The sequence below is a fragment of the Candidatus Palauibacter sp. genome (assembly GCF_965222475.1).
In the GTDB taxonomy this organism is placed as follows: Bacteria; Gemmatimonadota; Gemmatimonadetes; order Palauibacterales; family Palauibacteraceae; genus Palauibacter.
Genome location: NZ_CBDCUB010000001.1, coordinates 182,244 through 196,114, shown reverse-complemented (window position 1 = coordinate 196,114; position 13,871 = coordinate 182,244). Strand labels below are relative to the sequence as shown.

General features: G+C 66.6%; 10 protein-coding genes. 3 read left to right on the top strand and 7 right to left on the bottom strand.

The window, feature by feature from the left end; translation table 11 throughout:
* Positions 1 to 147 precede the first annotated feature (147 nt).
* Complete coding sequence (locus ACOQPP_RS00830) at positions 148 to 1,290, top strand: hypothetical protein (protein ID WP_420635653.1); 1,143 nt, start codon at positions 148 to 150, stop codon at positions 1,288 to 1,290.
* Positions 1,291 to 1,324: 34 nt separating this feature from the next.
* On the opposite strand, the gene ACOQPP_RS00825 is transcribed toward ACOQPP_RS00830, so the two are convergent.
* The gene (locus tag ACOQPP_RS00825; protein WP_419164016.1) at positions 1,325 to 3,052 is read right to left on the bottom strand and encodes an IS1634 family transposase; all 1,728 of its coding nucleotides are present in this window, start codon (positions 3,050 to 3,052) and stop codon (positions 1,325 to 1,327) included.
* A gap of 203 nt (positions 3,053 to 3,255) precedes the next feature.
* On the opposite strand from ACOQPP_RS00825, the gene ACOQPP_RS00820 reads away from it, so the two are divergent.
* Positions 3,256 to 4,527 (top strand): hypothetical protein, encoded by a 1,272-nt coding sequence (locus ACOQPP_RS00820; RefSeq protein ID WP_420635652.1) that lies wholly within the window; start codon positions 3,256 to 3,258, stop codon positions 4,525 to 4,527.
* 520 nt (positions 4,528 to 5,047) lie between these two features.
* Here the strand turns inward: ACOQPP_RS00820 and ACOQPP_RS00815 are convergent.
* The 4 genes from ACOQPP_RS00815 to ACOQPP_RS00800 form a co-directional block, all read right to left on the bottom strand.
* Positions 5,048 to 6,183, bottom strand: a protein-coding gene (locus ACOQPP_RS00815; RefSeq protein WP_419165592.1) for an IS630 family transposase whose coding sequence is annotated in 2 segments (ribosomal slippage) — positions 5,048 to 5,751 and positions 5,751 to 6,183 — 1,137 coding nt in all. Because the reading frame shifts where the segments join, the coding sequence is not laid out codon by codon here.
* Between the two features lie 920 nt (positions 6,184 to 7,103).
* Positions 7,104 to 7,739, bottom strand: coding sequence for a porin family protein (locus ACOQPP_RS00810; protein ID WP_420635651.1), 636 nt, complete (start codon positions 7,737 to 7,739; stop codon positions 7,104 to 7,106).
* A gap of 91 nt (positions 7,740 to 7,830) precedes the next feature.
* Positions 7,831 to 8,778, bottom strand: coding sequence for a TM2 domain-containing protein (locus ACOQPP_RS00805; RefSeq protein WP_420635650.1), 948 nt, complete (start codon positions 8,776 to 8,778; stop codon positions 7,831 to 7,833).
* A 1-nt stretch (position 8,779) separates the two neighbouring features.
* The gene (locus tag ACOQPP_RS00800; RefSeq protein ID WP_420635649.1) at positions 8,780 to 10,471 is read right to left on the bottom strand and encodes an acyl-CoA mutase large subunit family protein; all 1,692 of its coding nucleotides are present in this window, start codon (positions 10,469 to 10,471) and stop codon (positions 8,780 to 8,782) included.
* 233 nt (positions 10,472 to 10,704) lie between these two features.
* Here ACOQPP_RS00800 and ACOQPP_RS00795 point away from each other — a divergent pair, with 233 nt between their 5' ends.
* Positions 10,705 to 11,535: a transporter gene (locus ACOQPP_RS00795; protein ID WP_420635648.1), complete on the top strand. Its 831-nt coding sequence runs from the start codon at positions 10,705 to 10,707 to the stop codon at positions 11,533 to 11,535.
* Here the strand turns inward: ACOQPP_RS00795 and meaB are convergent.
* Both meaB and mgtE read right to left on the bottom strand, forming a co-directional pair.
* Positions 11,522 to 12,496: a methylmalonyl Co-A mutase-associated GTPase MeaB gene (meaB, locus tag ACOQPP_RS00790; RefSeq protein ID WP_419164332.1), complete on the bottom strand. Its 975-nt coding sequence runs from the start codon at positions 12,494 to 12,496 to the stop codon at positions 11,522 to 11,524. The two genes, ACOQPP_RS00795 and meaB, sit on opposite strands and share 14 nt — an antisense overlap.
* Positions 12,493 to 13,854, bottom strand: coding sequence for a magnesium transporter (gene mgtE, locus ACOQPP_RS00785; protein ID WP_419164331.1), 1,362 nt, complete (start codon positions 13,852 to 13,854; stop codon positions 12,493 to 12,495). Before mgtE ends, meaB begins: the two co-directional genes overlap by 4 nt.
* Positions 13,855 to 13,871 lie beyond the last annotated feature (17 nt).

The window sequence follows — 13,871 nt, the reverse complement described above, 5'->3', positions numbered from 1 at the left end:
CTGCGCACGCGCTCCGTTGAGACCGGATTGAGACCGGCCCGTGATATCGGTGCCAGACACAGCTGGGCCGAGGCCGCGCGCGGAGTCGCGTCAGGTCGCACGTTTCTTCCCGTACCTAACCGCACTCCATGAAATAGCCGAAGATAAGTGAGCATCTACGAAACCCTTGGCCGAATCGACGCCGAGCTGGCCCTTGGGCACGGCGCGGAGCCGCAACGCGCCCTCACCGACCTCATCCGCAATATGAGCCGACCGGTGTTGGAAGAATGGCGGGTCGATCTCCAGGCACGGATCGATAGATTTCAGCCGAAGCGTCACCTCGAACTCCAGCAACTCTTTGACGAGAGAACGGGCGTTCAGCCCGCCAACGACGCCGGGCTCACCGATGCCATGGTGAGAGAACGGCCCGCCGTGGCGGAAGACCTCTATTTCCAAATCGACGCTACGGATAGCAACTTCAAGGGCGCACTGAGAACGCTCGGCGAGAAACACATCTTTCAGTGGGCAACCTCATACACCCAATCCCTAAGCCACCACTTCAACTGCTACCTTCCACTACTTCAGTCGGAGTTGGCCGGCGAAGCCGCTCATTCCATCCAGCGGCAACTGGAGGAACACACGCGAGCCATCTTCACCCAAGGGTACAAGTACGGCCAGCAACGGGGCCTGACCCAAGACATCTTGACGCAAAAGTCCATCGGGGGGTTGGCCAGCCTGCTCGACCTGCCTCTCGACTACTACCTACAACGAGCGAGCTACAGCCACACTCGCGAGGAGACATCGTCGCTTCGCTCCCTCCTGTCGGCCAGCATCAGGGGTATTCTGCGAGGATACGCTTCCCTCCGCCTCGGAGATATCGACGGTGCAACCCTCCTGGCGAGATTTCCCAACCGCTGGGCGTACCAACTCGCCTTTCTTTCTACCGACGCGATCGAAGACATCGTCACTCAGCTACCCGAAGGTTCCTTGAAGGTCGGCCTCGGAACGGCGGCGTTGCCGCTCTTTGATTGTCTTGATTCCCTGATGTCCCGGCCGCGCGAAACCTATTTTCCACTCCCACTCTTTGGTCAGTTCTCATGGGAGCACAGACGCTTGGACGTCGGTGTGCGTTCACCCTCTGCGTGGGGATCTGACCGGGTGATCTACGCCCGTGCTCACCTCGCTGAAGCCTTCGTCTCAGAACGCGACCTAGACGATGCCGCCGCTCGCCGCTTCGCCGTCGTGATGGCGCCTCTAAACCGAACTTCCGCAGCCCGGAACGCGGCAAGTTGTTGCGACGTGGTCACATGACTCGATTTCGGGGGTGGGTGCTACTGGGTACGGGTCACGGTTTGACGCCGAGGAGCCGGAAGGCCTCGGCCTGAAGGGGGGTGGGACGGGCGAGGATGTCGGCGGCCGGGGCTCCGGGCGCGACGGGTCGGACGCGGTTTTTGGTGAGGGTGGCGAGGTCGGCCAGGAGTGTCCGGAAGCTGTGGACGGGCAGCCCCTCGGGAGTGCGCTTGCGGGCGGCCTTGGCGCGCGCGGCGGGCGAGGGTCTCGCGGGCGCGACGGGCGAGGCGCGTTGGGCCTCGGCGGCGTCGGGGTCGTCGTCGTCGAAGAGCAGCGGGGCGAGGGCGCGTCTCATGTGCCACTCGACGTAATAGGCGAGCATGCAGAGGAAGACGTGGGCCCGCACGCGCCCCTCGAGGCGGTGGTGGACGGGACGGACCTTGAGGTCGACGCTCTTGAAGCTTCGGAAGGCGCGCTCCACGCGGCTGAGGCTCTTGTAGGAGCGGACCACGTCCCCGGCCGGCAGTTCGTCGGCGGGCACGTTGGTGCGGATGACGTAGATGCCGTCCAGGGCCGCCTCGGCGGCGATGCGCTCCTCGTTGCGCGCGTACGCGAAGCGGCCGTCCCCGGCGACCTCGGTGTCGAAGTGCTTGCCGACCTTGCGGGATCGCAGGGCGCGGTCGGCGCGCACGGCGATCTTCTCGGGGTCGGTGAGCGGGCTCCGCTCGCGCCGCGTGGCCGCGGCGACCTTCTCCAGCTCGCGTTCGGTGGCCTCGAGGAGTTCCTCGCGCTTGCGGGCGCGCTCGGCGGCCAGGAGCGGGTTGCGGCACGCGACCAGCCGCTCCCCGGGATAGTCGGGCGACTCGATCTCGGCGAGGTTCCGCTCGTCGAAGAGCGACAGCTGGAGGTCGCCGCCGCCGGCGAGCTTGCGGATCGCGTCGGCGCGCAGGGCGGTGATCCACCCCAGCCCCGCGGGCCGCAGCTCCTCCCGGATGCGGGCGCCGGTGATGAGCCCCCGGTCGCCGACCAAGACGATCCGGGACAGGGAGAAGCGCTCGCGCAGCTTCGCCACCTGCGCGCCGACGACACCCGGATCGGCGGTGTTGCCCTCGAACACCTCGACGGCCACCGGACACCCCTCTCCGTCGCACAGCAGCGCGAACACGATCTGGAGCTTGCCGCGTTTGCCGTCGCGGGAGTAGCCCCGCCTGGCGAGCGGACACTTGCGGCCCTCGAAGTAGGTCGAGGTCACGTCGCACAGCACCAGCGAGCCGTCCGCCAGGCGTCTCCCCGCCAGATGCCGCTCGATGCGGTCCCGGCGCCTCAGCAGCCAGTCCATGGCCCGGTACAGCTCGTCCGCGTCCGCGTCCCCGACGCCGAGCTCCCCGCCCAGCGTGTGGCTCATGGTCTCCCCGCCAAGCGAGCGCGCGGTGGCCAGCTTCGAGCGGGGGTCGAGGACGCGGGCGACGATCATGGCGACGGCGAGCGCCCGCTCCCGGGACGGACGGCGGTCCAGCAGCTTCTCGAGCCCCAGGGCGCGAAGGGTGCCCAGGACGGCGGCGACGTGGCCGTGGGGCCGGGAGCGAAGGATCTCGAACGCGTCGTCCATCGAGGGAAGCGCGACGCCCCCCTTCAGGAGGATGCGGAGCCCCTCGACGAGTTCGTCGGGCCACTTCGAGAGGTTGGCCAGCGTGCGCTTCCTGACCTTGCCGCCCTCGCGGTAGGACTCGCGCAGAAGGACGGCGGGCGGGGAGTTCCGGTTGGGGACGCGCTCGACGTACATGGACATAAACATAACGCATACAACACATCGTGGCAACGCTATGCATCTTACGCTACATGGGTACCGAGAACCGCGCATGAAGCCGCGTATGCGGTTCCCCGTTAACGAGTTACGGCCTGCAGCGGCCCCGATTCACGCGGAAGTTCGGTCTAAAGCCGGATGTTGCCCACCGCGTCCGAACCAGCGATCGGTTCGATGGCATCGTGATTGACCTCGGTGATTCGGATCGCTCCGAATTGGCCGAGCGCGCCACGGAACTGCTTGCTAGACGCATCTACAAGCTTCGCAGCAAGATCGAGGGGGCGAGATCGATCACCTACAATGTTGCGAGCGAGTTTCCGCTCCATACACCGGGGAAATCGCCGTTCTACCACGTCCGGCGCACCAGCGTCCGCAACGTCCTAGCTCGATTCGACCGCAAGAATGGCGTTCGGCTGTGGTGCAGCGTGCGGCGTAGCGGCAAAACGACGGCCTGCTTCGACCTGGACACCACGCCAGGAGGATCGGTGATCGTTCCGCAGACGTGCGGAACGGAGCAGACGACCAATGGACGGGTCTTCTACGATGGGGTGCGTGAGGCAATAGAAACCAGAACTCAGCCGAAAGCGACTTTCGTTGAATCGGTCGTCCGCGACTGCGCGCCGCTATCCGTGGATCGGGCGGATCGTACGGTGTTGGTCATCGATGAATATGAGACTCTGTTCGGCCATCTTCGCTCGGTCGCGGAGTCGGAGCCCGCGATTCGCTATACGGTGGCCCAGCCGCTCCTCAATCAGATGGTCGAGTTCGCGCGCGACAACCTGCTGGTGCTGCTGGGTCAGCAGCCGGGCGCACATTTTATCTTAATGGACCAGAATCAACTCGCGCCCTACGTGAAGCAGGATCCATTCCCCTTGTTCGAGCACCATCTGAAGACCGGGGAGTTTTCCCAACTCGTGGATAAGGTGCTGAGGGATCAGATCAGCGTCGACACCGGCTTCGTCGACGCCCTCCACACGGAGACGGCCGGCCATCCCTTTTTGACCGTGAATGTCCTCTGCGCATTGGTGGATTGGCTGATCGAGCAGAAGCGTCCGGCCAGAGGGATCACCCTCGACGATGGAGACTTCGCACAATTCCAGGCCGAGAAGCTGGGCCCTGAGCAGGTGAGCCTCGGCCGCCACTACGACTTCTTCCGTGAAACTGCGAAGGCGGCGATGGGCGAGAACAGCTACCGCCACAACCGCTGGCTGTACACGGCTTACTGGCTTGTCCGACAGATCGCTCAGGCTGACTCGGGGAGATTCGCCATTCGGCGCGACGACTTGCCCGATCTCATGGAGAAGATTCCCGCTCCCGGCATGCTGCCGGAGACCAACGAGATGTTGCGTACCGCGACTCAGGCGAATTTCCTGTCGTATACGGACGCGGAAGTCTCTGTGAAGGTGCGGACCCTGGGCCGACTCGCGGCATCGGTTCGCCCGGCACTGGCGTAGGGGGATGCGCCCCCGGCATGTCCTGGCGGAGGTGGCCAAGCGCTCTGACACGCGGCGCGGTGAGCTCTGCTTCTACTGGGTCGCCTCCGGAGGGGACCGCGACGAGTTCGCACAAGGACTGCTCGAGCTAAGCGCCGACCTGCCGCTCTGCCCTGTCGTCGTTCGAATCGGGGGGGTCGTCGACCCGAACGCAGTCGCGCATGACCTCCTACGAGTGCTTGAGAGCGCAAAAACCCAGTTAGTTCGTCCGGATTTTGCGGAACGGATTCGGGCGGAGGGCTGGCTGGACGTGGTATTGATCGCGCGCCGGGAACTGGAGTTGGATAGCACGTCGTCGCCAGTCGTGCTGCCGGATTGGTTCCCTGTTCGGGCATCAACATCCGTTACGGCCACGATCGATGATCTTACGTGGTCGACGCGGGTGGCGCTCAGCGCGGGCGAAGTCCAGGTGGCAGACTTGAGACGATTGGTCTTCGAACTGGATCGCACGCTGGTTAGGGTCCTGCGGACTAGTGTCACGTCACACATCAAACGTCGGATAGAGGCGCTTGAGCTTGACACGTGCGTCGTCCGTGGTGAATTGCCAGTTGACCTTGGCTTGGATTCGGTCTCTGGCCGCCTGCCAGGCGGCGACTTCGGCGCGTAGGGTGTCGATGGAGTCGATGCGGCGATTGAGGCATTGGCGGATCATGACGTTGAGTTCGACCTCGGCGACATTCAGCCAACTGCCGTGCTTGGGAGTATGGACGAACTCGAAGCGATCCCAAAGCGCCTTGGCCTCGGCGGGTTCGAAGGTTTCGTAGAGCGCGCCGGGGCGGTGCGTGTTGAGGTTGTCCATCACCAGCGTGATTCGGGTGGCGTCGGGGTACTGCGCGGCGATGTCGCGCAGGAAGCGGGCCCAGTCGGTTTTGGTCCTGCGCTCGGTCACCTTGGTCTGGCGTCGGCCGGCCAGTGGTTCGGTGGCCATGAACACGTTGCAGGTGCCGAGGCGCCGGTACTCGTAGTCTTCGCGGGCCGCCCGCCCCGGTGCCGGCGGGACGGGCGTGCGCGTCTCGCCGATCAGCTGGCGCGGCGTCTCGTCCATGCACACCACCGGGAAGTTCGCATCGTACGGACGCCGGTAGACGTCGAGCACCCGCTCCATGCCCGCCGCGAAGTCGGCATTGCGCCGCGGCGGGATCACCCAGCCGACGCGCCGCCACGGTTTGAGGGCGTTTTTTTTAGCACCCGCCGCACCGTCTCGTGCGAGACGCTGTCGATATAGCCAAGTTCCACCGCGCGGTCCGCCAACAGGCGCAGCGACCACTGCGCGCGCCCCTCGGGCGGATCGCCGCAACTGAGCGCGACCAGCCGCGCCTCGAATTCGCCGTCCGCCTTGCGAAGGTATTTCGCGCGACGACCCTGCCGGCCCCCAAGCGCCGCATCCAGACCGTCCTCCACAAACCGCTTCTTGACCCGGTCCACCCTGCGCGCGCTGATCCGCAACACCCCGGCGATCGCCCCGCCGGTCGTGCGCCGCTCGTTGAACTCGCCCTCGTCGCAATTGAGCAGAACCAGCGCGTTGATCACCTTCCGCGAACGATGCGAACCCTTGCGTGTCATCGCCGCCAACGCCTCGCGCTCCCCCGCTTCCAACTCCACCGAATACCGTTTCATGCCAGCCTCCCAGCCATCGTGAACCGGCAAGAAGTCTATCACGATCCTTACGACATATCACGTGTGACATGACACTAGTCATGCGCAGGATCATCGGAGAGTGAACGCCCTCTACGATCGTCTGCGATCGGGCAGCGATGGGCTGGAGTCGTTCGAGGACTTGCTGTCAGGTACCGAATCGACGCTCAATCGGATTAGGAATCCCCGGGATTACAGACCGAGTGTGAGCCGACACCCAACCCTTGTGGGGCACATTTGGCGCGTTACAAATGCAACGGCGCCAGATAAGCTGCCCGCGTTGGCGAAGAGCCTGGCCGCTGCTGTCGGAATCGCCGCTCCGGAAGCGGAGGGCTTCTATGAGACCATGACTATGGTACTCGAGAGGCCCAGTCAGCCCATAGAGGACGCAAACGTTCGATGGGGCTTCAACTTCGTCGTGAGCGTGCGGGCCGCATGCCAGCTCATTACTGCGGCAGCCCACGCGGACGAATACGCCGAGTATCCAGTGCAGTTGGCGCGCTCCTTGTCGCTCGACCTTCGTACCTCTCTTGATCGGTCCATGGATGGGCCCAAGCCGCCGAGTTGGATCGAAGCCTGGAATCGTAGTCCTGGTCGCACACGAGCCTCACGGCCTGCCGTTCACGCCCCCGCCGGAGCCGGTAGCGGTAGACCCAAGGGATACGGAGGGGATCTTCCCGAACGCCCCAGACGTGTTCGGGACCCACATGGTGCACGAGCACATCGTCGGGCGCCTTCACTTCACTTCCGCGATCATCGCGCCCGACCGGTCAAAGACGAGCCACCGTACCGCCACGACATCCCGATGCCGCACCCGGGTCGTCCCATCGGGCGCCAGGATCCGCTGACGCCCCCGAGGGTTCTCGTGCCGTCACCCCGGGGCTGCCGGCTGCCCGGCGTCCTCAGCCTCCGAACGGAATCACGACCCCGGCCTGAACCGCCAGGTTCCGGTGCTTGCCCGCGCCCCCGCCCTCGGCGAAGTCCGAGAGGGCAATCGAGTACACCACATCGAGGGCCAGCCTGAGGCTTTCCGAAACCGCCAGTTCCGCGCCGCCGCCGGCCGCGATCCCGAAATCCATCGACTTCGCTCCGTCCCCGCACGATCCCGATTCATTTATCGAGCCGAATTCCGGGATGTCGAGACTGACGCTCGCATCGCAGGAAAGGTGAAAGGCCGTCCACGGGCCCAGCAGCACGCCGAGCGATAGCGGTCCCTCTCGCGACGTCCCCACTCTCGCCAGGGCCGACAATTGAAGATAGTCCATCTCGAGACCGACCCGCCCGATGCTTTCCTCCACGCTGAGACCCTTTTGCACGTACGCCCCTCCGACACGAACCTCAAGCGCATTCGAGACGGGAAGACCCACATCGACCCCTGCGGTGAACCCCGTGCGGTGGGTGTCCAGGCCCAGGTCCGGGAAAGCCTCGTGCGAAACCGTAGACCGGCTCAACCCCGCTCTGATCCCCACCATGGTTTGTCCCATCAGTGGAGCGGCGACAAGCAGCGGCAGGAGCGACACGACGATTCTGCGCATCATCGGAGTCCTCTCGTCCAGGCGTGAATGATCCGTGAGCAGCTCTGCATCTTCAGCCTCATGACGCTCCCGACCGAAGAATCGTCACCGCTGGTCAGAAGACGCCGATGAGGATGAACACCACGGCGATCCCGCTCAGCACCCAGATCACCCGGTCGCTGCGCTGCAGGAGGATGTGCTTGTTGAGGATCGCCCCGATCGGGGCGGCGAAGGCGTAGGTGGCGAAGAACGTCTGGACGAAGTCCAGCATCAGGGAGCCCGGGTTGAAGCCGCCGCCGCCGATCCCCAGCGCCTCGATGATGTCGAAGGTCGTGAAGATGATCGTGAACCACGCGCCCAGCTGCAGGTAGAGCTTGGCCTCGGTCCGCCGTCGCTGGCGGAAGATCGCGAAGACCGCGAGCACCTGGCGGAAGGCGAGCGACAGCGCCCCGCCGGGATCGTTCGTGTAGTAGAAGAGTCGCAGCCGGTGGGCCCAGCGATCGAACCCCCGCAGGACCGGCAGATCGGAGAGCACGTCCCACCGGGTCCCCAGCAGCGTGATCGCGATGAGCGCGAGGGCCGCGATGATCGGTTCGTAGACCCCCGTCCCGCTCGCAAACGCGCCCATCGACCCCCCGGCCAGCATCATCACGAAGGAGTCGGCGAACAGGCGGACTCGGGTCCCGCGTTTGGCGGCCCAGAACGGCTCGGGCGGAAGCGTCTCTCCCTTGGCCGGCATGAAGGCGAGCTGGCGCGGGGCCAGTCCCTCCGCCTTCCGTCGCGCCTGGTCCTCGTTGAACTTCCGCACCATGCGGTGGATGAGGAAGATGTCCACCAGCCACCACACGACCGCGCCTCCGCCCGTGAAGAACATGAGGAGGCCCGTCCCCGTGCGGTCGAGGTAGAGGCGGTGTCCCCCGAAGAACCCCGCCACGAGCCAGAGCAGGTACGCGATGGACCGCCGCTTGAGGGGATAGCTGTACAGCTTCTCGAGCACGGCGCGCGAGAAATCGAGATCCCCGCGGCCCTCGACCCGCGGGGGACCGGCGTGCAGCCAGTGCATTCTAGAAGGCCACCGGCTCCTTGAAGCGGCCGTACACCTTCTCGAGTACGATCCGGATCTCGCCCAGCGTGGCGTAGGCCCGCACCGCGTCCAGCAGCGGCGGCAGCAGGTTGTCGTCCGCGCGCGCGGCCATTCCCAGTGCTTCGAGGCGGCGGTGGACATCCTCCGAATCCCGACGCCCCCGAAGCTCCGCCAGCCGCGCCTCCTGGATGGCCGCCGCCTCCTCCCCGATCCTCAGAATCTCAAGCGGAGGCTCCTCCGCGTCCTGGAACCGGTTCACCCCGACGATCGTCTGGGTCCCCTGCTCCACCTCATCCTGGAACCGGCGCGCCGACGCCGCGATCTGTGCCTGGAAATAGCCGGACTCGATCCCGTACACGACGCCGCCGATGTCGTCGATCTCGCGGAAGATCTCCTCCGCCTCCGCTTCGAGTTCGTCGGTGAGCGACTCCAGGTAGTAGGAGCCCGCGAGCGGATCGATCGTATGGGGGACGCCGGTCTCGTAGGCGAGGATCTGCTGCGTGCGGAGGGCGATCTTCGCCGCTTCCTCCGTGGGGAGCGCGAGCGTCTCGTCCATCGCGTTCGTGTGCAGCGACTGGGTGCCGCCGAGCACGGCCGCCATCGCCTGGTACGCGACGCGCACGATGTTGTTCTGCGGCTGCTGCGCGGTGAGCGACACGCCGGCGGTCTGCGCGTGAGTCCGCAGCCGGAGACTCCGGGGGTTCCGGGCTCCGTACACGTCCCGCATGTGCCGCGCCCAGATCCGCCGGCCGGCCCTGAACTTCGCGATCTCCTCGAAGAAGTCGTTGTGCACGTCCCAGAAGAAGGAGAGCCGCGGCGCGAAGCTGTCCACGTCCAGCCCGCGCTCGATCCCCCGCTCCACGTACGTGAAGCCGTTCTTGAGCGTGTAGGCGAGTTCCTGGGAGGCGGTGGCCCCCGCCTCCCGGATGTGATAGCCGGAGATGGAGATCGTGTTGAAGCGCGGCGCCTCGTCCGCCGACCACTCGAAGATGTCGGCGATGATCTTGAGCGCCGGCTCCGGAGGGAAGATCCACGCGTGCTGCGCCTGGTACTCCTTGAGGATGTCGTTCTGGATCGTGCCGCGGACCCGGTCCAGCGGCACCCCCTGCTTCTCCGCCGTCACGAGCAGGAACGCGTACAGCATGAGGGCCGGGCCGTTGATCGTCATCGACACGGACACCTTGTCGAGCGGGATGCCGTCGAACAGCGTCTCCATGTCGGCGAGGCTCGAGATCGCGACGCCGCACTTCCCCACCTCTCCCTCGGACCGGCGATCATCGGAGTCGTATCCCATGAGGGTGGGAAAGTCGAACGCCACGGAGAGCCCGGTCTGCCCGCGCTCGAGGAGGTACTTGTAGCGCTCGTTCGTCTCGTGCGCGGTGGCGAAACCCGAGAACAGCCGCATCGTCCACAGCTTCGTCCGATACATCGAATGATACGGACCCCGCGTGAACGGGAACTCGCCCGGCGCCCCCAGCCGCTCCAGGTAGCCCCGCGCCCCGTCGGCGCCGTCGGCGCCCCCGCCGCCGTCCAGCACGTCCAGCGGCGTGTAGAGGGGCTTGATCTCCCGCCCGGAGATGCTGCGGAAGATGGTGTCGTCCCGCAGCGGACTCTGCCGGTAGACCGCCTCCCAAAGTTCGAGCTGATCGCTCAGCGCGCCGTGCTTGCTCATCCCCCGTCCTGTATCCTTATGACCTTCAGCCTCCTCGGCCTTCCCCATGTCGTCAGTTCGCAAGTTAGGGGGAAACGGGCATGCCGAGTAGGTACGCCTCGGCCTCGGCTTTGCAGACCGCTGCGGACCGGGAGTCCCTCGCGTGGGGCCCGGCCTCCGCCGACGTTCCCGCAGGAACGTCCCGGCGCTGGGGACAGTAACCAAAGCCCTCGGGGAGAGACGATGCGAGCGACATGAGGCGCGACATGCGAGAGAGGCTGGGGATCGTACTGGTTGGCGGGTTTGGCGGACTCTTTCTCGCCGCGGACGCGGGGTACGCGCAGCGGGGTCCGCTGGTCGCCGACCGCCCCGACTTCACGGAGGCGGCAGAGACGGTGGGGCCTGGCGTCATCCAGGTCGAGTTCGGGTACACCCTCGCGTATGACGAGTTGCGCGGCGACCGGGACGGCGGCGACGGCACCGTGTGGACGCATTTTTTCGGGGAGCCCCTGCTCCGTGTGGGGGTCGCCCACGGACTGGAACTCCGGTTCGCGGCGAGCCCCGTGTCGCAGCGCACCCGCACCGATGACCTGCGTGTCGACGACAGCGGGACGGAAGATCTCGATCTGGGGATTAAACTGGTCCTGGCCAGACAGGTGGGTCGCCGTCCGGCGATCGCGGTCATCCCGCAGATGACCCTTCCCACGGGGAGCGAGGCGTTCTCCCGTAACCGGCTGTCGCCGGGGGTGAACCTCATCTACGCGTGGGACCTCACCGGGGAGGTCTCGCTCGCGGGCAGCACGCAGGTGAACCGGGCCGTAACCGCGCGGGGCGAGGGCTACGCGGAATGGGCCCAGTCGCTGGTGATGGGGCTGGTCGTGGGCGCGCGCACGGGGGTCTACGCCGAGTGGTACGCGTTCTTTCATGTCGCGCCGCAGGGGACCCGGACCGAACACTACGCCAACGGCGGCTTCACCTGGAGCTTGGCGGACGACATCCAGTGGGACATCCGGCTGGGCGCGGGATTGAACGAAGCCGCCACTGACTTCTTCGCGGGGACCGGGTTCGCGCTCAGGATTCCCTGAAGTCTTCGTACAGGCGGCGGGCAAGGGCGTAGGGGGACGCCCCGGAATCCATCGTCTCGGCGGGGGCTGCGCGCCAGATCCGCTCGGCGTCGCGCCGGGAGCGGCGGAGGAGGGCGTCGCGGGCGCGGCGGAGGCGCGCGGCCCGGCGGCGTGACTCGAGCTTCCCGGTCGAGGTCAGCCAGTCGAAATGCCGATCCAGGCGATCGGCGAGTTCCTCGACGCCCCGGGCTTCCGAGGCGACCGTCTGGATGATGGGCATCCGCCAGTCGGCCCCGGCCCCTGCCCCGGATTCCGGTGCGCGGTTCGCGAAGCGGATGGACATGATGATGGCGATTTCCTTCTCGAGGCGGTCGGCGCCGGGGCGGTCGGATTTGTTGATGACGAAGAGGTCCGCCACCTCCATGAGCCCGGCCTTCATCGCCTGCACCCCATCCCCCGACTCCGGGACGAGGACGACGGCGGTCGTATCGGCGGAGACGGCGATGTCCAGTTCGGCCTGGCCCACGCCGAGCGTCTCCAGAATCACGCGGTCGTAGCCGGCGGCATCCATGAGATCCGCGGCTTCGCGCGTCGCCGTGGCAAGGCCGCCGAGCGATCCGCGGCTCGCCATCGAGCGGATGAACACGCCGGGTTCCGTCGACAGCTCGCCCATGCGGATGCGGTCGCCGAGGAGGGCGCCGCCGGTGAACGGACTCGTCGGGTCGACGGCGACGATCCCCACCGTCAGCGACCGGTCGAGGTAGCGCCGGGTGAGCGCGGCGGTGAGCGTCGACTTGCCGGCGCCGGGCGGCCCCGTGATGCCGATGCGCCGCGCGCGGCCGGTGCGCCCGTCCAGCCGCTCGAGCAGCGCCTCGAATCCGACACTCTCGTTCTCGACGTGCGAGATCCCCCGGGCCAGCGCGAACGGCTCGCCGCCCGCGATGCGGTCGGCGAGCGCCCCCGGATCGAACCCGGAACTCATATCAGGAACTTTGTCGCCAGCCCGAGGAGCAGCACGAAGCCGAACAGATCCGTAAAGGTGGTGACGAAGATCGACGAAGCCACGGCCGGGTCCGCGCCCAGCCGCTCCAGCACGATCGGGAAGAAGGCACCCAGCGCCGACGCCACGGCGAGATTCCCCCACATCGCGATCATCACCACGAGCCCGAACAGCGGCTCCGTGTTCGGAAGCAGGAAGGAGGCAGCGGCAACCAGCAGCCCGATCGCGAGGCCGTTCACCAGCCCCACGATCAGTTCCTTGGAGACCGCGGACCAGCGCTCGCCGGGCAACTCGTCGGCGAGGGCGATGCGGCGGATCGTGACCGCCAGCGCCTGCGTCCCCGCGTTCCCGCCCAGACCCGCGATCACCGGCATGACCGCCGCCAGGATGGCGAGTTGTGCGATCGTGTCCTCGTAGAGCCACACCACGAGGGCGGCGAACGAGAGCGTCACGGCGTTCACCGCCAGCCAGGGCAGCCGGCTCCGGATCGCGCCTGCCGTCGTGCCGCGCAACTGCTCCTCGTCCGACACGGCGGCGAAGCGCAGGATGTCCTCGGTGACCTCCGCCTCCACGACGTCGATAACGTCATCGAAGGTGATCTGCCCGACCAGCCGTCCGTCCGCGTCGACAACTCCGATCGCGGTCAGGTTGTAGCGGGAGAGGAGCCTCCCCACCTCCTCCTGGTCGACGTCCACGGAGACGACGACCGCGGGCTCCTCGAGCAGGTCGGCGAGTGGCGTCCGCGGAGCGGCGAGCACGAGGTCCCGGAGGTTGACGACGCCGTGCAGCCGCCGGCGCCGGTCCACGACGAAGACGGTGTAGAGGTCCTCGCTCTCCTCCGCCTGTGCCCTCAGCTCCTCGATCGCCTCCGCCGCCGTCGCCTCGGAGTGCACCGCGCACAGATCGCGCGTCATGATCCCGCCGGCGGACTCCTCGGGATACTCGAGAAGTTCGCGGATCTCCTGCTCTTCCTCGTCCGGAACCGACTCGAGGACGCGGTCCCGCTCCTCCGGATCGAGTTCGCCGATGAGGTCGGCCGCGTCGTCGTCCGCGAGTTCCTCGACGAGTTCGGCGATCCGCTCCGGCTCCATGCTCGCGAGGAGTTCGCCGGGGCGTTCCTCTTCCTCCATCTCGGCCAGGGCGTCCGAGGCGAGCGAAGCCGGGATGAGTTGGAGGAGGGCGATGCGCTCGTCCTCCTCCAGGTGCTCGAGCACGTCCGCCAGATCGCTGGGGTGGAGCGGCTCCACGAACGCGATGAGCGCGTCCCCCTCGCCCGATTCCAGGCGACTCCGGACCTCCTCGATCAGGAGGTGACGCTGCTCTTCCGGGTTCTCGGACATGCTCGCTCGCGCGACGG